Raw genomic sequence first — 21,486 nt, forward strand, 5'->3', positions numbered from 1 at the left:
ATCATGCTCCATCCGGAGCTGAAAGGCTAAGACACCGGGAAAACGGTACGGTTGGCGGCTGTTTTTGTTGCAATCGCCATGCGCGTAACTATATTCCGGCCACCTAACGCGGGGCCTGTTACCGCAAGGAGTTCAAGGGAGTTCTCGATGTTTATTACCAACGCATATGCGCAGAGCGCGACAGATTCGGCAGCCGGTGTCTTCGGTGGTTCCGGTTTCGAAATGATCATCCTGTTTGTGCCGCTGATGGTCGTTTGGTATTTCCTTCTCATCCGTCCGCAGCGCGCGCAGGCAAAGAAGCGTGACGAGATCCTGAAGAACATTCGCCGCGGCGATCAGATCGTCACCAGCGGTATCGTCGGCAAGGTCACGAAGGTCATCGACGACAAGGAACTCGAAGTCGAGATTGCCGACGGCGTGCGCATCCGCGTTGTCCGCAGTGCGATTTCGGAAGTTCGCGTCAAGGGTGAGCCTGTCAAGGCTGACGCTGCGTAAGCTTCTCTCGTGCAGGCAGCTCGCCTGGCCTGTGCATGTCCTCGAAAATCGGAATCGACTTTCTTGATGGATTATGCACAAATTCAAGGTGTTACTGCGCCCGTCGCATTTCCTGCTGAAAGCGGGGCGCAGTAGAGAAGCCCAAACTCGAGAGAATGATGCTGCAAGTCTCCTGGTGGAAGACCACCCTGATCTGGTTCGTCGTTCTCTTGAGCGTGCTGCTTGCCGCTCCCAACCTGCTTGGCGAGCGCGCTCTTTCCTCTCTTCCGACATGGTGGGCGCACAGAAAGATCGAGCTTGGGCTCGATCTTCGCGGCGGCTCGCATCTCCTGCTCAAGATCGAGCGGGATGATGTCGAGAAGGATCGCCTGGAAGCCATCGTCGGCGATATCGGAACGCGGCTGCGTATTGTCAATGTCGCCTATTCCGGCCTGACCGGAACCGGCCGGAAGATCCAGCTTCGCATCAATGATCCTGCGCAGGTTCAGGCCGCTGTAACCGCATTGCGTCCGCTCACCACCGGCTCGGACAAACCGGCCGTCACGCTTTCCCAGGGTGATGCCGGCGCATTGACGCTCGATATCACCGATGCGGATATCGACAGCCACGTGTCTGCGGCGGTTGCCCGGTCGATCCGGGTCATTCGCAACCGAATTGCACAGCTTGGGGTCGGCGAGCCCCTGATCCGCAGCCAGGGGCGGGATCGCATCATCGTGCAGGTGCCTGATCTCGCAGATCCGCAGCGGTTGAAGAACCTGCTCGGTCAGCCGGCTCAGCTCAGCTTTCGCCTCGTCGATCAATCGATGACGGTCCAGAATGCCATGGATGGCCAGCCGCCGGCCGGCACCGACGTCATGTTTTCCGAAGATGACCCACCGGTCGGCTATCTCGTCCAACGCCAGCCCATCCTCTCCAATGTGGATTTTGCCGACGCGGTTGCCGTGGTCAACAATCAGAACAATGGCGGCACGACCTCCGTCAAGCTGACGCAGGAAGCGGCCCACCGGTTCGCGCAAGCAACCGCAAGCAATCTCGGCAGGGTCATCGTCGTCGTGCTCGATGATCAGGTCATCTCTGCTGCTGCCCTTAAAACCGTGATCGCAACGGGCGAGGTCGATGTCCCCGGAGATTTCACGGCTCAGGGAGCCCAGGATCTGGCTGTGATGATCAAGAGCGGGCCTTTGCCCGCGACGTTGACAACCGTCGAGGAGCGAACCATCCAGCCGGGTCTCGGCGGCGACACCGCGCGTTACGGCATCATAGCCTGCATCGCCGCCGCGGTTTTCGTCGCTGCGTTGATGATCGGCTTTTATCGTCTCCTCGGCATTGCCGCGACCATCGCGCTCGTCATCAATATCGTCATGGTGCTGGCGATCATGGGGTTGCTCGGCATAGCGCTGACGCTGCCGGGCGTCGCCGCTATCGTCCTGATCATCGGTATCGGGCTGGATGCCATGGTGCTGATCTATGAGCGCGTGCGTGAGGAAGAGAAGAAGACGCATCTCCTCGTCGACGCGCTGCGCCATGGTTTCAACCGGGCGGCTGCGACCGTGGCCGATGCCAATCTGACCGTGCTTATCGTTGCGGCCATTCTTTTCTATGCCAGCAGCGGCTCGGTGCGTGGTTTCGCCGCGACCCTTATCATCGGCGTGTTCACCACCTTTTTTACCTCCTGCTTCGTCACGCGTTCGCTCATCGATATGTGGATATCGCACCGCAAGCCGCGCACCCTGCTGGTCGGTGTGCGCAGCGGCATTTTCGACAATGCCAACATCCGTTTCATGGGCATCCGGCGCTATACGTTCACCGTCTCGGCCGCCCTGGCGGTGGCAACGCTTGTTGCCTTCGCGACGATCGGAATGCATCTCGGCATCGATTTTGCCGGCGGTTCCATCATCGAAGTTCGCGCCAAGCAGGGTCTCGCGGACCCGGCAAATATCCAGTCACGCCTTCAGGATATTATTCCAGGGGATGTGCGGGTGGAACGGCTCGCCGATCGGCTCGGCGCGGTCATCCGGGTGCATGCCCAGGAGGGTGGCGAAAATGCCGAGCAATCGGCGGTAACCCTCGTGCGCGAGGAATTGGGCAAGGATTACGACTTCTCCCGCGTGGAAGTGGTTGGCCCCGCTGTTTCCGGTGAAATCACCACGACGGCTTCGCTTGCCGTGCTGGCGGCCCTGATTGCCATTCTCGTCTACATATGGCTGCGCTTCGAGTGGCAGTTCGCAGTCGGCGCGATCATCGCGACCTTGCATGACGTCATCCTGACACTCGGCCTCTTCGTTCTGACCGGCATGGAATTCAACATGACGAGTATTGCGGCGATCCTGACCATTGTCGGTTATTCGCTGAACGATACGGTTGTCGTCTATGACCGCATGCGTGAGAACCTCAAGCGCTATTCGCAGATGCCTTTGCCGATCCTGATCGATGCCTCCATCAATCAGACACTATCGCGGACCATTCTCACATCGGCGACGACGCTTCTGGCGTTGCTCGCACTCTACATCTTCGGTGGCGAAGTGATCCGTGCCTTCACCTTCGTGCTGCTTTTCGGTGTCGCAGTCGGCACTTTTTCGTCGATTTATATTGCGGCGCCCGTGCTGATCCTGTTCAAGCTGCGGCCGGACAAGTTCCAAACCGGCGGTGAAAGCTCAGGCCCCGCCGCCGGCGACATTCAGTCAGGCAAACCAGCGGTGTGATACATTGGCAAAAGGTATAGAAATCCGGAAAGCGCATTTCCCCGGGCGCGCACCGATCGACGCTTACGGCAATGGCGGTTTCCGCTTCGCCGACATGTCGCATCGCGGCTCGTTGCTCTGCCTGCCCTCGGGCATTTACGGCTGGGATATGTTGCTGGGCGACGCGCTGACACCGGATCGCTTCCAGAAGGTGCTCGACGAGGCCGCGCAGATCGAGGTTCTGCTTGTCGGCACCGGCATGGAACTGCGACCTCTGCCGGCTGATCTGAAGGCGGCCCTGCGCGCCCGGCAGATTTCCTCCGATCCGATGAGCACCGGAGCGGCTGTTCGCACGTTCAATATCATGCTGTCCGAGTCGCGTGCCGTCGCTGCTGCGCTGATTGCAGTTTGACCTCCGGATCACTCGACATGACCACATCAGCTACGCCGCGGAGCAATCGGGACATCTGCCTCGCCACGCTTCGAGATACCGATCGCGATCGTTATCTTGCCTGCCTGTTGGCGCCGGAGGAAAAGCGCCCGGCACTTGCCGCGCTTTACGCCTTCAATGCCGAATTGGCCCGCGTGCGCGACCTCGTGCATGAGCCGCTGCCCGGCGAAGTGCGAATGCAATACTGGCGCGATCTCCTCGAAGGGCAGGCCCATGGCTCGAGCGAAGCCAATCCCATTGCCGCCGAACTTCTGACGGCCATTGAACAATACCGCCTGCCGCGCCAGACGCTGATCGACATGATCGACGCGCGCATCTTCGATCTCTACGACGATCCGATGGAGACGCGTGGCAATCTGGAAGGCTATGCCGGGGAAACGGCGTCAGCGCTCATTCAGCTTGCGAGCCTGGTCCTGTCACCGGATGAGGCGAAGCGTTCCGCTGATATTGCCGGCCATGCCGGTGTCGCGCAGGCGATCGGCGGCTTGCTGCTGTTGATGCCGCTCCAGCGCCATCGCGGCCAACTCTACTTGCCGCTCGAGATTCTTGCAGCAACAGGCCTTGATCGGGATAGTTTCCTGGCCGGTGAGGACAAGGCACGCATTTCAGCCGCGATCGAGGCGTTCGCGGGTCTTGGCCGTGAGCATCTGGCCAAGGCGAGGGCGGCAGGCACGATACCGCCTGCGGTATTTCCAGCCTTCTTGCCCGTAGCCCTTGCCGAGCCTGCCTTGAAAAAAGCGCAGAAATTGGGAGCCGGTCTCTTCGACCATCCGCTGGCGCTGCCGCAATGGCGGCGGCAGATGCGCATGGCGCTGGCCTCTATTACAAAGAAAATCTAAAATAACATCACGCTCGCGCAAGTCTCGGCGTTTATGGAGATGGGCGGGCACTTGATTTATTTTTCAGGGGGAGCTGCCGTGGGCATTATCGTCTGGTGCGTACTTTTCGCGATTGTCGTCTTCTTCGCTTTCTTCGCGACGCGCATGGCTTCGCAGAACAAGGAAGACGGTCTGCACGATACCGGCCTTGCGATTATCGAGTTCGGCCGCGCTTTTCCAACCGAGGCGATCAGGCAACTGCAGACGACAGCCAACGGGCAGGCAGTCTTCGTACGCCTGCATGACGACAAGGCTGGCTTCATGCGCAGCCTTCGAAATCATTTCAGCGTCCACCTGATCGAGCCGGGCCGGGCGCATGCCAGGGATTCGGGCACCGGCCGTGGTCTGGCGGTCGAGTTTCTCGATGCTCCCCATCACAATGGAACGTTCGAATTTGCAACTCCGGCCGAAGCGGCGGAAGTCTCTCTTTGGCTGCTCGGCAATTATGTGGCTGGCGAAAATTCCAAGCCGGCAGAGTTGATGCCGCCGGCCAAGGCCTGAGAGATCTTAGGCGCTTTCGGCAAGGGCAGGAGCCGGCAGGCCGAGCCATTGAGCGCAATCGCCAAGCGCGCGCTTGGCGATGAGCTGGCGCTTCATGATGGTCTTGTCCTTGCCGCGAAAGCGCTTGATGCCCTCCGGTCTGACGATCGACCCTGGCTCCAGCTCCGGGAAAAGCCCGAAATTGATGTTCATCGGCTGGAAGGAGCGCTTGCCCGGCTCCTCGTCGGAGACGATATGGCCGCCGGTGATGTGGTTGAGCAATGAGCCGAGCGCCGTCGTGGCCGGCGGCAGCGATGGTGTTTCGCCCTTGCGTTCCGCAGCGGCAAAACGTCCGGCGAGCAGCCCGATGCTGGCGCTTTCGACATAGCCTTCGCAGCCGGTGATCTGGCCGGCGAATCGCAGGCCCGGTCGCGACTTCAGCATCAGCGAGCGGTCGAGCAGCGTCGGGGAGTTGATGTAGGTGTTGCGATGCAGCCCGCCGAGCCGCGCGAATTCGGCATTCTCAAGGCCGGGAATCAGGCGAAAGATCTCTGCCTGCGCGCCGTATTTCAACTTCGTCTGGAAGCCGACCATGTTGTAGAGCGTGCCGAGCGCATTGTCCTGGCGCAGCTGCACGACAGCATAGGCCTTGACTGTGGGGTTATGCGAGTTGGTAAGGCCCATCGGTTTCATCGGACCGTGGCGCAGTGTTTCGCGTCCGCGCTCGGCCATGACTTCGATCGGCAGGCAACCGTCGAAATAGGGCGTGCCTTCCCATTCCTTGAAGCCCACGGCGTCGCCGGCGATCAGGGCATCGAGGAAGGCATTGTACTGGGCCTGGTCCATCGGGCAGTTGATATAGTCCTTACCCGTGCCTCCCGGTCCGACCTTGTCGTAGCGGGACTGATACCAGCAGATGTCCATATTGATGCTGTCGCGATAGACGATCGGCGCGATGGCGTCGAAAAAGGCAAGCGCGTCGGCACCCGTTTCGGCCCGGATGGCACTGGCAAGACCGGGCGCGGTCAGCGGGCCGGTGGCGATGATCGCCTGGTCCCATTCCTCGGGCGGCAATCCCTGGATTTCCTCGCGGACAACGGTGATCAGCGGATGGGTCGCGATCGCCTGGGTTACGGCTGCGGAAAAACCGTCGCGATCGACAGCAAGGGCTCCACCGGCCGGTACCTGATGTCGATCCGCGCACGCCATGATCAGCGAGCCGGCCATGCGCATCTCTGCATGGATGACGCCGACCGCGTTGCTCGTGGCGTCGTCGGAGCGGAACGAGTTGGAGCACACCAGCTCGGCAAGATCGTCGGTCTTGTGTGCCTCGGTGCCGCGCACGCCACGCATCTCGTGCAGGATGACGGGCACGCCGGCGCTGGCGATCTGCCAGGCGGCTTCGGAGCCTGCGAGGCCGCCGCCGATGATATGAATAGGGGAGTGAGAGCTGGTCTGTGTCATGCGCGCGTCATTATCACGGGCAGGGCGGCGATCCAATTGCTTTGCGCAATGACTGGAGCCGAAAATAGCGCTGGAATCAAAAACGGCGCCGAAAGGCGCCGTCTTGAGGCAGTCTGCAGTTCAATACCGATTAACGGAAAGAACGTGCAGCGATGTTGCGGATTTCGTAGCGGCTAACGCCGATATCCGACAGGGTCTGGCTGGAGAGGTTGCCGAGTTCGTTCAGAGTGCGGCGGTAGCTGATCCAGTTCTTTGCAATGCGAAGCGGGTTCATGATCTTGTCCTCAGTATCTTGTTTGCGAGCGGTACGATTACCGCCTCAGCGCTTGCACTCTATATAGGCGTGAGAACGTGCTTTGTGCAGTGCAAAGAAAAGGCGTCTGCTATGCATTTGTGCAATATGGCGCCCAAAAAGCCATCAATGCCTAAAATTTACATGCCTTGCGTGTCGCGAATAGCTCGGACTAGGTCGCATTATGCTGCAGCTGCACAATGGACAAAAAAGAACGCCCGTCGCGGCGGTCCGCAACGGGCGTTGAGAAGGCTTTCGCTATTGGGCGAAGCCTATCCGGCGATTAGCGGCCGGTGGCTTCGCGAGCAACGCGATGGATGTCAGCGCGGTCGATACCGAGGTCGTGCAGTTCACGCGAGCTCATGCGGCCGAGTTCGTTGACGGTCTGACGATACTTGCGCCAGTTGTTGAAAGAGCGGGTCAGGTTCATTTTAGTCCCTTTCGAGGATTTGAAGATCTCGCGGCCCAGTGATTGGTTCCGCCGTCGATCTGATGCCTCATTATATATGTTGCGCTGAGAGAACTAAAAAGCGCGAATGCTTCATGTCACCTATGCGTAAAGTGCAATCCTTGTAGGCGATCTGCCCAAGAAGATGGCTGCTTTATGTGCATATCGCAGCTGAACGAAGAATGCCCTGAAGAGCTCATTCTCCGGCAAACCTCAGCTTTTCAAGGGCGGTTCTTGCGCTTGCCCACATCCGGCCATGTTTTCGCCAGCCTTGCTATTTTCGGGTAGGTCTAGTTGCTGGTGTGCGCCTTGCCGGAGATTTTTGATGGGCGCGCTTGGGCTCGACAGGTTTCGTCCCCGCACGACGCTTGATGGCGTCGGAGGACGCGTCGAGTGGCATATAAACGATTGAAACGGGCAAAAAAATAACGCCCACCGCGGGAGGAGGTGCGGCGGGCGTCATTTGTGGTGATTGACGACTGGGAGGAGGAGTGTCGTCAACCCATCGGAGCGCACTGGGAGGAGGAGTGTGCGGCTCCGAATTCTCTGTCAGGATTTACATCCTCAGGCTCTCTCCGATTTGCATCGGCCCGGCGCGCCATCGCCGTGTTTTGTTGCTTCACTAATAGTATGACTTTTTGATTTTGTGCAGCGCAATAATTTCATGGGAGATATGTTGTCTGCGCATGTCTTGCATGGGTATCTCGATACCGGTCCTTAGCATACTGAATGATCGCTTAATACTGTATTAACGAGAGACATATTCGTGTGGAAGGTGCTGGCGGCGCATACACGCAAGCTCGGATCGATCGCCTGCCGTTTTGTGGTAATTCTTCTCTATGCGGAGAGTCGCATGGGTAGGGGGCCGGGATGTATAGAGGCAGGCTGGAGCGGGATCTGAAGATCTGGGTCGACAAGGGACTTGTCGATGCGACGGCGGCGCAGGCTGTGCTGCGCGAATATGACGGACGCCAGACAAGCTTTAGCGCGGGGAGGGTGCTGGCCATCCTGGCTGCCGTGCTTCTCGGTCTGGCGCTATTGCTGTTCATCTCCGCGAACTGGGAAGAGATCCCGAGGCTTGGGCGCCTTGTCGCTCTCGTTGCCATGATATGGGGCTTCTATCTCGGCGCCGCCAAGCTGCTGACTGCCGGGCGCTCCATATTGGCGGCAGCCTTGCTGATTCTCGGGACATTGAGTTTCGGTGGCGCCATGGCGCTCGTCGGTCAGATGTACAACATGTCCGGCGACGAGCTGAGGATGATAATCGTCTGGTTCGCTGCGGCCTGCATGGTCGCGGCGCTATTTCGCTCCAGCGCGCAGGTGGCACTTGCCGGCTTCCTCGCCTGGGCGTTTTGCGGTGCCTATCTCTGGGATCATTTTGATCGTTGGCAGGGCGTCATGCCGTGGGTGCCCCTTCTGATGGCCGCGGTCCTGATTGCGCTCGTCAGATATGTCGATGCGCCGAGAGCGAGACACTTCGCCTATCTGATCATCGTCGGGTGGCTGACCTGGCTTTTCGGCCTGCACGAGAGCCTGAATGCGGCAATCCTGTTTGCCGCCGTTGGAATGGCCGCCTTCCTTGCAGTCAGCATCCCTGCCTCGCCACTCATGCCTCTCGTGCGGACGGCGGGTGCTGCACCGGCCTTTTACGCTTTTCTTGTCGCCGCGATCGGTCTCTTTCTGGTTCACGCCGAAATCAGCAACGAGACCTTTACGAATGATCTTTGGGAGAAAGATGCGCTTGCGCTGATCATCGTGGCCGTTGCGACGCTGGCAAGCGCTGTCATCGCAATCGCCCTTAGCGGTCGTGACAATGGTGCGGTACGCTTTCTCGCCTATTTCGTCTTCGCCTGCGAGATCCTCTATCTCGCCAGCGAAACGATCGGCTCGATCATCGGTACGGCGGGCTTCTTCCTGATTGCCGGTTTGCTGGTGGCGCTTGCCGCCTGGGTGGTCATCCGGTTGGAACGGCGCTTTTCCGGCAGTCGCGAGCAGGGAGCACAGGCATGAGTGATCTGGCTGAGAAGAATGCCGTTCTGAACGGCCTGCACCGCTTCTGGATTGCCGCCATCATCGTTGCGGCCCTGCAGACGGCCGTGCTCGGCTATATGGTCGGCGAGCGGGCCTGGGGCCTGCGAAGCGGTGTCGAGGTTATCCTGAAGACAGCGCCGGTCGATCCGCGCGATCTTCTGCGCGGCGATTACGTGACCTTGAACTACGACATTTCGCGGGTTCCGGTCTCGACGCTGGTCGGCGGTGCGCCGAAGCAAAGTCTGACTGCCCAGATCCTGTCCGTTCGCCTGAAGAAACAGGATGACGGCTACTGGGGTATTGTCGAATCATCCTTTGGACCGCTCGATCCCAAGCCCGATACGGTCGTGCTCAAAAGCCTGCCCGTCGACTATTTCTTCTATGCGGAGCAGACCGAGGCGTCGCAGTCATTGATCTCGGTCGACTATGGCATTGAGCGCTATTATGTGCCCGAAGGCCAGGGGCACGACATCGAGGGCGCGCGCAATGAGAGCCGTGTCGCCATTGCGGCCCGCATCTCTTCCGATGGTGCTGCCCACATCAGAGCCCTGCTTCTTGACGGCAAACCGGTATACGAGGAGCCGCTTTATTGACGATGTTTGTCCGTCAAAACCGGATAAGCTTGCCCATGGTCGTGGAACCGTCATTTTTCCTTTGCGTGGTTTGAAACGGGTGATATAGAGACGCCGCGCTCCGGAAGGCCCCATGGGCAGGCATCGCCATGCGGTTTTGGGAACGCGGGTATGGTGAAATTGGTAGACACGCCAGATTTAGGTTCTGGTGCCGCAAGGCGTGGGAGTTCAAGTCTCTCTACCCGCACCAAGACGTCTTATGGACGGGGGAGGCTGAACAAGCTTGTCTTCCTACATGCCGCAGGACGCGCCATTTTGCCTAGGCATCCCGCTTTCGGATAGGGAGTGGATCAGATGCTTCGACTCGTAACGAGATAGGGCTGCCTCTTGCGCGTTCATTCGAAGGCGCGGCGCTCTTGGCAAAGTGACAGGGAATTGCATCCAAGCCACGCTCGGGATTTTCCGGCGTCGTGCTCATCGAAACGAACGGCTGTCTGGGCACGGCCGCCATGAATGAAGGTAGGACAATGCAGGTTATCGAAACGCTCGCTGAAGGGCTGAAGCGCGAAATCAAGGTGGTCATCCCCGCCAAGGACATGGAAGTTCGCATGAACGAACGCCTGGCCGAGGTCAAGGACAAGGTCCGCATCAACGGTTTCCGTCCGGGCAAGGTACCGGTTGCGCATCTGAAGAAGGTCTATGGCAAGTCCATCATGGCCGACCTCGTCAACGAGATCGTTCGTGACCAGCCGCCGGCAATCCTGACCGAGCGCGGCGAAAAGTCGGCAACCCAGCCGGAAATCGCCATGACCGAAGACAAGGACGAGGCAGAAAAGATCCTGGCTGCCGAAGCCGATTTCGAATTCACGCTCTCCTACGAAGTCATTCCGGCGATCGAGCTGAAGTCCGTCAAGGGCATCAAGATCACGCGCGAAGTTGCTGAGATTGCTGAAGACGAAGTCACCGAGCAGATCCTCAAGATCGCCGAAAGCGCTCGCACCTACGAAACCAAGAAGGGCAAGGCTGCCGATGGCGACCGCGTCACCATCGATTACCTCGGCAAGGTCGACGGCGAAGCCTTCGACGGCGGCAAGGACGAAGACGCGCAGCTCGTTCTCGGCTCCAACCGCTTCATCCCGGGCTTCGAAGAACAGCTCGTCGGCGTGAAGGCTGGCGATGAGAAGGTCATCACCGTAACCTTCCCGGCTGACTACCCGGCCAAGAACCTCGCAGGCAAGGAAGCCACCTTCGACATCAACGTCAAGGAAGTGGCCGCTGCCGGCGAAGTCGAGATCAACGACGAACTCGCCACCAAGCTCGGCCTCGAATCGGCCGATCGCCTGAAGGAAATCGTCCGCGGCCAGATCGAAAGCCAGTACGGCTCGGTTACGCGCCAGAAGGTCAAGCGTCAGATCCTCGACCAGCTCGACGAAATGTACCAGTTCGACACCCCGCAGAAGCTGGTTGAAGCCGAATTCGCCAGCATCTGGCGCCAGATCCAGACGGACCTTGCTGAATCGGGCAAGACCTTCGAAGACGAAGACACCACGGAAGAAAAGGCTCGCGAAGAGTACCGCAAGCTTGCTGAGCGCCGTGTTCGCCTCGGCCTCGTTCTCTCCGAAATCGGCGAGAAGGCCGGCGTCGAAGTCAGCGAAGACGAACTGCAGCGTGCGCTTTACTCGCAGCTCCAGCAGTTCCCAGGCCAGGAAAAGGAAATCCTGGAATTCTTCCGCAACACGCCTGGCGCTTCGGCCAACCTGCGCGCTCCGATCTTCGAAGAAAAGGTCATCGATCACCTGCTGACCGAAGTCAACGTTACGGACAAGACCGTTTCCAAGGAAGCGCTGCTGGCCGACGACGAAGCCGAAGACAAGCCGGCTGCCAAGAAGGCTGCTCCGAAGAAGAAGGCCGCTGCTAAGGCTGAAACGACCGAAGCTGCCGCCGAAGGCGAAGAAGCCGCTCCGAAGAAGAAGGCTGCTCCGAAGAAGAAGGCTGCTGAAGACAGCGCCGAGTAATCGGTCTTTCTTCTGGATTGAAATGAAGCCCTGCCGTTCGCGGCGGGGCTTTTTTGTTGCTGAGAGGGGGGCTCTCTAAAGTGCGTGGACCGGTTAGGTCGAAGCCTCGATCCACGAGGGCGGTGGTGAATCGCCCACGCGATTCCAGACATCAGCGCGAACAGCGGTCGATTACGATAGACATTTCTCACCGCCATCATACGCTTCACTTGGAAACGCAACTCGGTGCGATAACCAAGGATGCCCGACGTGATTGAAGCGGTGATGTTTGATCTTGATGAAACCCTCATCGACCGGCGTGCGGCGCTAAAGGCATTTCTGCCGGATCAATTCGAGCGGTTCAGGGATCAACTGCAGGGCGTGACATTGCAGGCGTTCGAGGCAACCTTTTTGGCATTGGAGAAGGAAGGCCTAGTCGACAAACAAAAGCTCTACCCGAGATTGGCGGCAGATCTTGATATGGACAGCCATTGCGGAGCTCGCTTGCTTTCCGATTTTCAAACGCATTATCCACATTTCGCAAAGCTATCTATTGGTGCCCTTGAAACGCTGGTAGCATTACGGGTGCGCGGTTTGAAGACCGCCATCATCAGCAACGGTCATACCGAAGTTCAGTCGGCAAAAATTGAGATCACCGGGCTCAGAAATAACGTCGACCTCGTTGTCATTTCGGAGGATGTCGGGCTGCGGAAGCCAGATCCAAGAATTTTTCAGCTCACCGCGGAACGGCTGGGCGTCACTCCGGCGCGCTGCATCTTCGTCGGTGATAACCCGGAGGCGGACGTCATTGGTGCGCAAGCATCTGGAATGACAGGCATATTTTACAATGCCGGTACCTCTTGGCCGGACGCGCTGCCATTCCCGAAATACAGTATCGAAACTCTCGTCGAAGTCCTATCCCTGATTGAAGCTCTTGCATGAGCTCTGGCGCCTGCGCCTGACGCCAGTCTGCGTACCCTCAAAGCTCCGACTTGATATCACCCATGCGGTTCCAGGCATCGAGGCCGGCGATCTTGTAGGCTTCGGCGAGCGTCGGGTAGTTGAAGGTGTTCTCGACGAAATATTCGACCGTACCCTTGAGGTTCAGCACTGCCTGGCCGATGTGGACGAGTTCCGTCGCGCCTTCGCCGACGATGTGGACGCCGAGTAGGCGGCGTGTCTTCAGCGAGAAGATCATTTTCAGAAGGCCAGTGTCGAGGCCCATAATGTGGCCGCGCGAGGTCTCGCGGAAGCGGGCGATACCGCATTCATAGGCGATGTGCCGTTCCTTGACCTCTTCCTCGGTCAGGCCGCAGGTGGAAATCTCAGGCACGGCGTAGATGCCGTAGGGGAAGTATTTCGGCGGCTCCTTGGCGATCGCGCCGACGGCGACGCGGGCAGCGATGCGGCCCTGTTCCATCGAGGTGGAGGCAAGGCTCGGGAAGCCGACGACGTCGCCGGCGGCAAAGATATGCGGAACCTTGGTGGCGAAGGTCTCCGGATTGACACTCAGGCGGCCGCGCGCATCGGCCTCGAGGCCGGCGGCGGGAAGGTTGAGCGTATCCGTCGCGCCCATGCGGCCGGCGGCAAACAGCACCATGTCGGTGGTGAGGCGGCGGCCATTGTCGAGCGTCAGCTCGACCTTGCCGTTCTGGTGTGTAACCTTGTCAGCCTTCTGGCCGAGGAACAGCTTCATGTTGCGATCGCGCAGCTGATAGGTGAAATCCTCGACAATCTCTTTGTCGATGAAGTCGAGCATGGTGGATTTCGGATCGATCAGCGTCACCTGAGTATCGAGCGCGCTGAAGATCGTGGCGTATTCGATGCCGATGACGCCTGCACCGATGACGACCATCGAGCGCGGCAGCTCCTCGATATCAAGCAGCTCGTCGCTATCGAGAACCGTCTTGCCGTCAAAGGGCATGTAATCGGGACGGAACGGTTTGGTGCCGACTGCCAGCAGAATGCTGGCGGCGGACACGGTGACCACCTCGCCGTCATCCTTGACCACCTGCATGGTCTGCGGATCGACGAAGCTTGCCTTGCCACGCATGTGCTGGACGCGATTGCGCGCGAACTGGTGTTCCAGCACTTCGACTTCGTGATCCAGCGTGATCAGCAGGCGGCGGCGCAGATCCTCCGCGCTGATTTCCTGCTTCACGCGATAGGCGCGCCCATAGAAGCCGCGTTCGCGCCAGCCTGAGAGGTTCAGCGCGGTTTCACGCAGCGTCTTGGAGGGAATGGTGCCGGTATGGACCGAAACGCCGCCTACGCGCTTGCCCTGCTCGATGACGAGCACCTTCTTGCCGAGCTTGGCAGCCTGAATGGCGCCTCGGCGGCCGGCTGGGCCGCTGCCTACGACTAGGAGATCGAATTGGTCCATCGGGAAGCCTCGGATGATTGGATAGGGAATCAATGTCGCAACGCAACATGCTGTCCGTCAACCGGTAGCGGCTCAATGTTACAGATTATCTAACGGGATATGACGCTTCTCAGGAAGAAGAGAGTCCAAGCCAGGGTTCGAGCTTCTCGAAGGTCCGGTCCATTGCATAGGCGCGCGCAAAGGAAAGGGAGAGGTGTCCATAGATGATCGACATCTGGCCCTCTGCCGTTGCCTCATTGGTCTTCGCAATGGCAGCGAGATAAAGCGCGGATGCAAGCCCGGTGCGGTCCGCTCCGGCCTGGCAATGAATGAGGATCGGTTTAGGGGCATCGCGCATGATCTCGACCAATTGCGCCGCTTGCTCCTGCGTCAATTCCTTGTTGGAGGACATGCGGAAATCGACATGATTGATATCGAGGTGTTTCGCCTCGGTGATTTCCTTGTCGTACCAATGATGGCCGGTATTATCGCCGCGCAGATTGATGATGGTTTTGATGCCATACTGCTTCTGGAGGTCGGCAATCATCGCTGCTGATGGCTGCGAAGAGCGATAAAGCTCCCCGTCAATGACGGGATGGAAATTTGCCGTCCAAAGCATATGGCCGTAGAAGCCGCCCGCGACTGCCGCGAATGCTACCAAGGCGACAATCGCTCCGCGGCCAACGCGGACGAGATGACGAGCAAGCGGCGGCAATATCTTCTGCATGCGATCTCCGGGCCAGCCGAACGCTTGAGCGAATAGGCCAAATCAAAACAATGACATCCGAAGGCAAAGATACCGATTTGGACGCTCGATCCTTCTGCCAGATCATCCTGATGCCGAACTGAAAAAGGGAAATGGAGATGAAGGGTGGCATTGAGTGGTTTCACGACAGGGGAAACAATATCCATGGATATGAAAATATATCCATCTCAAATGGATATTGCTATATTCTAATGTAATGCTTTATTATCTGGGCGATATTTTCAGATCAACCGCAGTGCTCTGAAGCTGACATGGCCGTTCTTGCCGATGATAATATGATCGTGAACGGTAATGCCCAGAGGCTTGGCGGTATCGATGATGGTCTTGGTCATCTCGATATCGGCGCGCGACGGCGTCGGGTCGCCTGACGGATGATTATGGACGAGAATCACCGCTGTGGAAGAGAGTTCCAGTGCGCGCTTGACCACCTCGCGCGGATAAACGGGCGTGTGGTCGACGGTGCCGAGGCCCTGGATTTCATCGGCAATCAAGGCGTTGCGCTTATCGAGGAACAGCAGCCGGAATTGTTCGCGTGCTTCGTGCGCCATGGCGGTATGGCAATAGTCGATCAGCGCTTTCCAGGAGGATAGAACCGGCTTGCCCGTCAGTTCGCTCTTCAGCATGCGCTGCGCAACACTTGCGATAAGTTTCAGGTCAAGCGCCACGGCATCGCCGACGCCGCTAATCTCCGTAAGCAGGCCCACCGGCGCGCCGAAGACGCCGCCGAGCGTTCCGAAGCGGGCGAGCAGGGCCTTGGCGATCGGTTTCGTGTCCCGGCGCGGAATGAGCCTGAACAGCAGCAATTCAAGAATTTCATAGTCGGCGAGCGCCGTGTCGCCACCGTCGCGATAGCGATTGCGCAGCCGCTCGCGATGGCCATGGTAATCGGCTTCCACTTTCGCGGGCGCTGATTTGGCGGCAACAGGTGGCGATTTCGTGGATTTCGCAGAAAAAAACATCCGCTCGTCGAAAAGCTGGGCTTCTTCCAATGCCTCCGTCGTCCCGCCGCCATCGAGGGGCATGTCACCATGTCCGGAAGAGCGAGCGGGGCGTTTCGCCATGAATTATCCCTGCAATGGCGACAGGCCGGGGCGATCAAGGCCACCGGGCGACAGGGTAAAGATCTCGCAGCCCGTCGCGGTAACCCCGACGGTATGCTCGTACTGAGCCGAGAGTGAGCGATCCCGTGTGACCGCAGTCCAGCCGTCACCGAGCACCTTCACATGCGGCTTGCCGAGATTGATCATCGGCTCGATGGTGAAGATCATGCCCTCGCGCAATTCCGGCCCGTCGCTGGCGCGGCCGTAATGCAGGATATTCGGCGAGTCGTGGAAGAGGCTGCCGACGCCATGGCCGCAGAAGTCGCGAACGACCGAGCAGCGCTCCGCTTCGGCATAGGTCTGGATTGCTTCGCCGATGGCGCCCGTGCGCGCGCCGGGGCGCACGGCGGCGATGCCGCGCATCAGGGATTCATAGGTGACTTCCAGAAGCCGTTCCGCCGAGCGCTTGATTTCGCCGACGGGATACATGCGGCTGGAATCGCCGTGCCAGCCACCGAGCACATAGGTGACGTCGATGTTGACGACGTCGCCTTCGCGCAGCGGCTTTTCGTTGGGAATGCCGTGGCAGACGACGTGGTTGATCGAGGTGCAGGAGGACTTCATGTAGCCGCGATAATTCAGCGTCGCGGGAAAGGCGCCGTGATCCATTCCGAATTCGAAAACGAAACGGTCGATGACATCGGTCGGAACACCCGGCTCGACGATTGCGGCGAGTTCATCGAGGCAGCGTGCGGTCAGCTGGCATGCCTTGCGCATCCCGGCGAATGCGTCCTGCCCGTAGATGCGGATAGCGCCCGTATTCTTCGCCGGCGCCGTTGCCGCTTCGATGTAGTTCACCATGGTTAGCCTTCAACCGAAATCTTTATACTGGTATCTAATGCAGCTATGCCGGGTTCGTCTATCGGGATCAACCCGGCAGGGGTGATTTCCGTCGGTGAAACCCTGCATTTCAGAGCATATACTTGCACGCCGCGCCTCAAAGCCCGCTCGAAGGCCTTGAGGTAAATGGGATCGAGATCGCCGCAGATCCGAAAGCGATGGCAATCATCCCGCTGGATCACGAACAGCATCACGGCGCGAAAGCCTGCCTGCACCATGTCACCAAGCTCTTCCAGATGCTTGGCGCCGCGCGCTGTCGCCGTATCGGGAAATTCCGCCAGATGTGGCTGTCGCATGAAGTGGACGTTCTTGACCTCGACATAGGTGGTTGTCTTCAACGGGTCGGTCAAGAGCAGGTCGATGCGGGAGTTGCGGCCGTAATTCTGCTCGCGCTTGACCGTGGTGTATTCGCCGAGATCGGAGATCTGGCCGAGCGCTATGGCTTCCGCCGCAATACGGTTCGGCATGCCGGTATTGACGCCGACCGTCGTGCCATCGGCCTCGATCAGCTCGAAGACATGGCGATACTTCCGCTTGGTGCCCTCATGCTCTGAGAGCCAAATGCGGGAGCCGGGCGCCGTCAGCCCCAGCATGGAGCCGGTATTCGGGCAGGAGCCCGTGATAAGCGTCCCGTCTTCCAGCTCGGCATCGAAGAGGAAACGCTTGTATCGCGCGATCAGCCGGGCAGGGACGAGAGGCGGATTGAAGAGCATGAATGAATTGATCGCTTAGGCCCGTTCCAGCACGAAGCTGCCCGGCGCCTCTTCAAGGGCGTTGAGAGCCTGGCCGCCGGGCTGGCGCGCAGGCGCCATGCGATGGTCCTGCGACAGGATCCATGCGTGCCAATGCGTCCACCAGGAACCCGGCGTCTCCTTGGCGTCCTCCAGCCAATGCTCATACTCACCCTTCACCGGGCCACCAGTCCAGAACTGGTATTTGCGCTTGTCCGGCGGGTTGACGACGCCCGCGATGTGGCCGGAGCCGGTCAATACGAATTCCACCGGCCCGCCAAAATACTGGCTGCCGACGAAAACGGACTTCGCAGGGGCGATATGATCTTCGCGCGTCGCCAGATTATAGACCGGGATGCGTACATCCTTCAGCGACAATGTCTTGCCGTCGAGGACCATCTTGCCCTGGCTCAGCGTATTGTTGAGGTAGCAATTGCGCAGATAGAACGAGTGGTTGGCCGCCGCCATACGCGTCGAATCGGCATTCCAGAACAGAAGATCGAAGGGCAGGGGTTCCTGGCCCTTCAGGTAGCTGTTGACGAAGTAGGGCCAGATGAGTTCGGAGGCGCGGAGCATATTGAAGGCCGCGGCCATCTTCGATCCCTCAAGATAGCCGACCACATTCATCTGCTGTTCGAGCGATGCGATCTGTTCCTCGTCGACAAAAACCTTGAGATCGCCCGCAAAGGTGAAATCGACCTGCGTCGTCAGAAAGGTCACGGTGCGGATGCGCCTGTTCTTTTCCTTGGCATGGAGGGCGAGCGTTGCCGCGAGCAGCGTACCGCCGACGCAGTATCCCACGGCATTGACCTCTTGTTCGCCAGTGGCCTTCTCGACGGCTTCCAGCGCGAAATCGATGCCTTCGCGCGCATAAGACGTCCAGTCCTTCAGCGCATGGCGTTGATCGGGGTTCACCCAGGAAATGACGAAGACGGTGTGCCCCTGTTCCACGCACCATTTGATGAATGATTTCTGCGGGTTGAGATCGAGAATGTAGAATTTGTTGATCCAGGGCGGGCAGATCAGCAGCGGCCGCTTCAGCACCTTCTCTGTCGCCGGCTCATATTGGATGATCTGGCAGACATCGCTTTGTGCGATCACCTTGCCGGGCGTCAGCGCCATATCGCGACCGACGGCAAATTTCGTCATGTCGGTCTGCCGCAGCCGCAATTCGCCGCGGCCCAGATTGATGTCTTCGGCGAGCATCTTCATGCCGCGCACCAGGTTCTCCGCATTGGAGGCAACCGTTTCGCGATAGAGCTGCGGATTCGTCGCAATGAAATTGCTCGGCGAAAAGGCGGCCGTGATCTGCTTCGTATAGAAAGCGGCCTTGTGGCGCGTGTGGTCGTCCAGGCCTTCAGCGTCGCCAACGAGCTTTTCCGCCCAGCCGGCGGTCAGAAGATAGGTCTGCTTCAGAAAATCGAAGAAGGGGTTCTTCTGCCAGTCCTCGTCCGCGAACCGCTTGTCTTTGACCGGTTCGGCCTGCGTTTCGGCGGCCGAATCGCCGTTGAGGCGCTGCAGCGTTTTCGTCCACAGGCCAAAATAACCAGACAGCAGATAGGTTTGCGCCTCCAGCGTCCGGCGCGGGTCGGAAAGCCAGTATTCGCCGACTTTGGAGAGCGTTTTGACCATATCGGTGATCGGATCGGCAACGGTGTCGACCTTCTCGCCGCGTTCGCGTGGCGCCAGCCACTCGGATGCCGCCTTGCCGAGATTTTCCAGCGCACGGGCGAAGTTGACGGCCATCGCTTCGGGATCCCTGACGATGTAAGGCTCGACTGACTTCGGGTCGAAGCCGGCAAAGCCGCCATTTCCTTCATTGTTGTCCCGCTTGCTGTCGGTCACGCATCATCCTCCCGGCGGCAATTGTCTCTTGTTTTCCATTTGTACATCTTGCTGGAAAAGGAATACAAGTCGAATGAAACGCAACCCTGCTCTTGCTTTGCTGCTGCGACAAATTTAACAGTCGCAACCCACAGCAAGGAATAGCGCAGGAAGACAATTATGGGCGGCGGCATGGTGGCAAGACTGAACCGGTATTCCGTACTCTGCGGTGCGATGTGCGGAATCCTCGCATTGACGCTCGCGGGCTGCTCGACCCCTGAGGAAAAGGCTGAATTTGCCAAGCGCAAGCAGCCGCCTGCAGCTGTCATCGTCAAGGCCCCGAAAGGCAGCCAGGTCGACCTGAGCAATACGCAACAATATTACAAGGATGGCTATCCATCCTTCAACGCGCCGCCGACGGCAGCAAACGTGCAGATCAACGATCAGCAGGCCGGAGATCTGGTCAAGCAGCTGACGGCGCTCGGCGCGCAGTGCAAGGCGGGCACCATCTCGGAAGCCGAGTACCAGAAGCGCGTCGCCGAGATGCGCAAGCTCGCTGCCGAACACGGCCAGGATACGTTGCAGGAAATTCAGAAAGAGAGCAGCGCTCAGCCGAGCCAGACGCAGAATTAACCTTGCGTTTCAGGCAATTTCGACGCAAAGCGTTCGGATAGGCCGAATTTGGATGTGTCTTATCGGTTAAGTGCACTTTGTCTGCGCAACCGCCCAAGATTCACCTTATCTTTCGAGTCAGCTAGTTGCGGTGCCGCGATTCCAAGTTCGTATCGCGGCTCACCGGAAGATCGACGAACTTCATCGCGGTTGTGAGGGCCGCTGTCCCTGGGGAAATAAATGGAAGAGTTTCATAAAGTCCGGCGTTTGCCGCCCTACGTTTTCGAACAGGTCAACCGTTTGAAAGCAAGCGCGCGAGCGGGCGGGGCGGACATTATCGACCTCGGCATGGGCAATCCCGACCTTCCGACCCCGAAGGCGATCGTCGACAAGCTGTGCGAAGTGGTTCAGGACCCGCGCACGCATCGCTATTCCTCATCCAAGGGCATCCCCGGCCTGCGCCGGGCACAGGCCGCCTATTATGCCCGTCGTTTCGGCGTCAAGCTCAATCCGGATACGCAGGTGGTCGCCACCCTCGGCTCCAAGGAAGGCTTTGCCAACATGGCGCAGGCGATCACGGCGCCGGGCGATGTCATCCTCTGCCCGAACCCGACCTATCCGATCCACGCCTTCGGCTTCCTGATGGCCGGTGGCGTGATCCGTTCGATGTCGGTCGAGCCGGACGATAGCTTCTTCCCGCCGCTGGAGCGGGCCGTACGCCATTCGATCCCGAAGCCGCTGGCTCTGATCCTCAACTATCCGTCTAACCCGACGGCCTATGTGGCGACGCTGGATTTCTACAAGGAAGTCATCGCTTTCGCCAAGAAGCATGACATCATCGTGCTGTCGGATCTCGCCTATTCGGAAATCTACTTCGATGACGCTCCGCCGCCGTCGGTGCTGGAGGTTCCTGGCGCCATGGATGTGACGGTCGAGTTCACCTCTATGTCGAAAACCTTCTCCATGCCTGGCTGGCGCATGGGCTTTGCCGTCGGCAACGAGCGGCTGATCGCGGCATTGACGCGGGTGAAGTCCTACCTCGATTACGGCGCCTTCACGCCGATCCAGGTGGCGGCGACGCATGCGCTGAACGGCGACGGTTCCGACATCGCCGAAGTGCGTAGCATCTACAAGCGCCGCCGCGACGTTCTGGTCGACAGCTTCGGCAAGGCCGGCTTCGAAGTGCCGCCGCCGGCAGCGACCATGTTCGCCTGGGCGAAGATCCCGGAGAAGTTCCGTCATCTCGGCTCACTGGAGTTTTCCAAGCTCCTCGTCGAGAAGGCCGACATCGCGGTTGCGCCCGGCATCGGCTTCGGCGAGCAGGGCGACGATTATGTCCGCATCGCGCTTGTCGAAAACGAGCATCGCATCCGGCAGGCAGCGCGCAATCTGAAGCGCTTCCTCTCCACGGCCGATGAAACAATGCATAATGTGATTTCGCTGAACGCACATCGTTGATATCGCA

20 protein-coding genes and 1 tRNA gene are annotated in these 21,486 nt (G+C 59.1%); 12 read left to right on the top strand and 9 right to left on the bottom strand.

What is annotated here, in order from left to right; translation table 11 throughout:
- The first annotated feature begins 147 nt into the window (after positions 1-147).
- The 5 genes from yajC to A6U86_RS04070 all read left to right on the top strand — a co-directional run bounded on the left by yajC (position 148) and on the right by A6U86_RS04070 (position 5,006).
- The gene (gene yajC, locus A6U86_RS04050) at positions 148-495 is read left to right on the top strand and encodes a preprotein translocase subunit YajC (protein WP_068386251.1); all 348 of its coding nucleotides are present in this window, start codon (positions 148-150) and stop codon (positions 493-495) included.
- Positions 496-653: 158 nt separating this feature from the next.
- Entirely contained in the window at positions 654-3,197 is a 2,544-nt protein-coding gene (gene secDF, locus A6U86_RS04055) for a protein translocase subunit SecDF (RefSeq protein ID WP_068386253.1), read from the top strand.
- 4 nt (positions 3,198-3,201) lie between these two features.
- Positions 3,202-3,588, top strand: a complete 387-nt coding sequence (locus A6U86_RS04060) for an Mth938-like domain-containing protein (protein WP_068386255.1) — start codon at positions 3,202-3,204, stop codon at positions 3,586-3,588.
- A 17-nt stretch (positions 3,589-3,605) separates the two neighbouring features.
- Positions 3,606-4,466: a phytoene/squalene synthase family protein gene (locus tag A6U86_RS04065; protein WP_068386257.1), complete on the top strand. Its 861-nt coding sequence runs from the start codon at positions 3,606-3,608 to the stop codon at positions 4,464-4,466.
- 78 nt (positions 4,467-4,544) lie between these two features.
- The gene (locus A6U86_RS04070) at positions 4,545-5,006 is read left to right on the top strand and encodes a hypothetical protein (protein ID WP_068387851.1); all 462 of its coding nucleotides are present in this window, start codon (positions 4,545-4,547) and stop codon (positions 5,004-5,006) included.
- Between the two features lie 6 nt (positions 5,007-5,012).
- Here A6U86_RS04070 and trmFO read toward each other — a convergent pair whose 3' ends face one another.
- The 3 genes from trmFO to A6U86_RS04085 all read right to left on the bottom strand — a co-directional run bounded on the left by trmFO (position 5,013) and on the right by A6U86_RS04085 (position 7,171).
- Positions 5,013-6,449 carry a methylenetetrahydrofolate--tRNA-(uracil(54)-C(5))-methyltransferase (FADH(2)-oxidizing) TrmFO gene (trmFO, locus tag A6U86_RS04075; RefSeq protein ID WP_068386260.1) on the bottom strand — a complete coding sequence of 479 codons (1,437 nt, stop codon included), beginning with the start codon at positions 6,447-6,449 and terminating at the stop codon, positions 5,013-5,015.
- A 130-nt stretch (positions 6,450-6,579) separates the two neighbouring features.
- Positions 6,580-6,723 (bottom strand): DUF1127 domain-containing protein, encoded by a 144-nt coding sequence (locus A6U86_RS36125; protein ID WP_015339701.1) that lies wholly within the window; start codon positions 6,721-6,723, stop codon positions 6,580-6,582.
- Between the two features lie 301 nt (positions 6,724-7,024).
- Entirely contained in the window at positions 7,025-7,171 is a 147-nt protein-coding gene (locus tag A6U86_RS04085; protein ID WP_015339702.1) for a DUF1127 domain-containing protein, read from the bottom strand.
- An 888-nt stretch (positions 7,172-8,059) separates the two neighbouring features.
- On the opposite strand from A6U86_RS04085, the gene A6U86_RS04090 reads away from it, so the two are divergent.
- The 5 genes from A6U86_RS04090 (at position 8,060) to A6U86_RS04110 (ending at position 12,728) form a co-directional block, all read left to right on the top strand.
- Entirely contained in the window at positions 8,060-9,199 is a 1,140-nt protein-coding gene (locus tag A6U86_RS04090; protein WP_068386262.1) for a DUF2157 domain-containing protein, read from the top strand.
- Positions 9,196-9,813, top strand: coding sequence for a GDYXXLXY domain-containing protein (locus A6U86_RS04095; protein ID WP_068386264.1), 618 nt, complete (start codon positions 9,196-9,198; stop codon positions 9,811-9,813). The genes A6U86_RS04090 and A6U86_RS04095 overlap by 4 nt, the downstream gene beginning before the upstream one ends.
- 144 nt (positions 9,814-9,957) lie before the next feature.
- Positions 9,958-10,042, top strand: a tRNA-Leu gene (locus tag A6U86_RS04100).
- Positions 10,043-10,319: 277 nt separating this feature from the next.
- Positions 10,320-11,807 (top strand): trigger factor, encoded by a 1,488-nt coding sequence (gene tig / locus A6U86_RS04105; protein ID WP_068387854.1) that lies wholly within the window; start codon positions 10,320-10,322, stop codon positions 11,805-11,807.
- 240 nt (positions 11,808-12,047) lie between these two features.
- The gene (locus tag A6U86_RS04110) at positions 12,048-12,728 is read left to right on the top strand and encodes an HAD family hydrolase (RefSeq protein ID WP_083196716.1); all 681 of its coding nucleotides are present in this window, start codon (positions 12,048-12,050) and stop codon (positions 12,726-12,728) included.
- Positions 12,729-12,765: 37 nt separating this feature from the next.
- Here A6U86_RS04110 and sthA read toward each other — a convergent pair whose 3' ends face one another.
- From sthA to phaC, 6 genes are all read right to left on the bottom strand, one after another.
- Positions 12,766-14,169 (bottom strand): Si-specific NAD(P)(+) transhydrogenase, encoded by a 1,404-nt coding sequence (gene sthA / locus A6U86_RS04115; RefSeq protein WP_068386267.1) that lies wholly within the window; start codon positions 14,167-14,169, stop codon positions 12,766-12,768.
- Positions 14,170-14,278: 109 nt separating this feature from the next.
- Positions 14,279-14,875 carry a dual specificity protein phosphatase family protein gene (locus A6U86_RS04120; RefSeq protein WP_068386270.1) on the bottom strand — a complete coding sequence of 199 codons (597 nt, stop codon included), beginning with the start codon at positions 14,873-14,875 and terminating at the stop codon, positions 14,279-14,281.
- Positions 14,876-15,135: 260 nt separating this feature from the next.
- Positions 15,136-15,936 carry a DNA repair protein RadC gene (gene radC / locus A6U86_RS04125; protein ID WP_244509841.1) on the bottom strand — a complete coding sequence of 267 codons (801 nt, stop codon included), beginning with the start codon at positions 15,934-15,936 and terminating at the stop codon, positions 15,136-15,138.
- A gap of 42 nt (positions 15,937-15,978) precedes the next feature.
- A complete protein-coding gene (gene map / locus A6U86_RS04130; protein ID WP_068386276.1) occupies positions 15,979-16,815 on the bottom strand; it encodes a type I methionyl aminopeptidase in 837 nt (278 codons plus the stop codon).
- A 2-nt stretch (positions 16,816-16,817) separates the two neighbouring features.
- Entirely contained in the window at positions 16,818-17,567 is a 750-nt protein-coding gene (gene sfsA, locus A6U86_RS04135; protein WP_068386279.1) for a DNA/RNA nuclease SfsA, read from the bottom strand.
- Positions 17,568-17,582: 15 nt separating this feature from the next.
- On the bottom strand, positions 17,583-19,430 hold the full coding sequence (phaC, locus tag A6U86_RS04140) for a class I poly(R)-hydroxyalkanoic acid synthase (RefSeq protein ID WP_068386283.1): 1,848 nt from the start codon (positions 19,428-19,430) through the stop codon (positions 17,583-17,585).
- A gap of 159 nt (positions 19,431-19,589) precedes the next feature.
- Here phaC and A6U86_RS04145 point away from each other — a divergent pair, with 159 nt between their 5' ends.
- Together A6U86_RS04145 and A6U86_RS04150 are read left to right on the top strand one after the other, a co-directional pair.
- Positions 19,590-20,042 (top strand): hypothetical protein, encoded by a 453-nt coding sequence (locus A6U86_RS04145; protein WP_068386286.1) that lies wholly within the window; start codon positions 19,590-19,592, stop codon positions 20,040-20,042.
- Between the two features lie 219 nt (positions 20,043-20,261).
- Positions 20,262-21,479: an LL-diaminopimelate aminotransferase gene (locus tag A6U86_RS04150; RefSeq protein WP_068386290.1), complete on the top strand. Its 1,218-nt coding sequence runs from the start codon at positions 20,262-20,264 to the stop codon at positions 21,477-21,479.
- The last annotated feature ends 7 nt before the right edge of the window (positions 21,480-21,486 follow it).

Origin of the sequence: Rhizobium sp. AC27/96, from assembly GCF_001692325.1 — a bacterium.
Classification (GTDB): Bacteria; Pseudomonadota; Alphaproteobacteria; order Rhizobiales; family Rhizobiaceae; genus Rhizobium.

Bases quoted from the DNA above. Each gene is read 5' to 3' on its own strand.
- yajC (WP_068386251.1), top strand. From the start codon at position 148: ATGTTTATTACCAACGCATATGCGCAGAGCGCGACAGATTCGGCAGCC.
- secDF (WP_068386253.1), top strand. From the start codon at position 654: ATGCTGCAAGTCTCCTGGTGGAAGACCACCCTGATCTGGTTCGTCGTT.
- A6U86_RS04065 (WP_068386257.1), top strand. From the start codon at position 3,606: ATGACCACATCAGCTACGCCGCGGAGCAATCGGGACATCTGCCTCGCC.
- trmFO (WP_068386260.1), bottom strand. From the start codon at position 6,449: ATGACACAGACCAGCTCTCACTCCCCTATTCATATCATCGGCGGCGGC.
- A6U86_RS36125 (WP_015339701.1), bottom strand. From the start codon at position 6,723: ATGAACCCGCTTCGCATTGCAAAGAACTGGATCAGCTACCGCCGCACT.
- A6U86_RS04085 (WP_015339702.1), bottom strand. From the start codon at position 7,171: ATGAACCTGACCCGCTCTTTCAACAACTGGCGCAAGTATCGTCAGACC.
- A6U86_RS04090 (WP_068386262.1), top strand. From the start codon at position 8,060: ATGTATAGAGGCAGGCTGGAGCGGGATCTGAAGATCTGGGTCGACAAG.
- A6U86_RS04095 (WP_068386264.1), top strand. From the start codon at position 9,196: ATGAGTGATCTGGCTGAGAAGAATGCCGTTCTGAACGGCCTGCACCGC.
- tig (WP_068387854.1), top strand. From the start codon at position 10,320: ATGCAGGTTATCGAAACGCTCGCTGAAGGGCTGAAGCGCGAAATCAAG.
- A6U86_RS04110 (WP_083196716.1), top strand. From the start codon at position 12,048: ATGCCCGACGTGATTGAAGCGGTGATGTTTGATCTTGATGAAACCCTC.
- sthA (WP_068386267.1), bottom strand. From the start codon at position 14,169: ATGGACCAATTCGATCTCCTAGTCGTAGGCAGCGGCCCAGCCGGCCGC.
- A6U86_RS04120 (WP_068386270.1), bottom strand. From the start codon at position 14,875: ATGCAGAAGATATTGCCGCCGCTTGCTCGTCATCTCGTCCGCGTTGGC.
- radC (WP_244509841.1), bottom strand. From the start codon at position 15,936: ATGCCCCTCGATGGCGGCGGGACGACGGAGGCATTGGAAGAAGCCCAG.
- map (WP_068386276.1), bottom strand. From the start codon at position 16,815: ATGGTGAACTACATCGAAGCGGCAACGGCGCCGGCGAAGAATACGGGC.
- sfsA (WP_068386279.1), bottom strand. From the start codon at position 17,567: ATGCTCTTCAATCCGCCTCTCGTCCCTGCCCGGCTGATCGCGCGATAC.
- A6U86_RS04145 (WP_068386286.1), top strand. From the start codon at position 19,590: ATGGGCGGCGGCATGGTGGCAAGACTGAACCGGTATTCCGTACTCTGC.
- A6U86_RS04150 (WP_068386290.1), top strand. From the start codon at position 20,262: ATGGAAGAGTTTCATAAAGTCCGGCGTTTGCCGCCCTACGTTTTCGAA.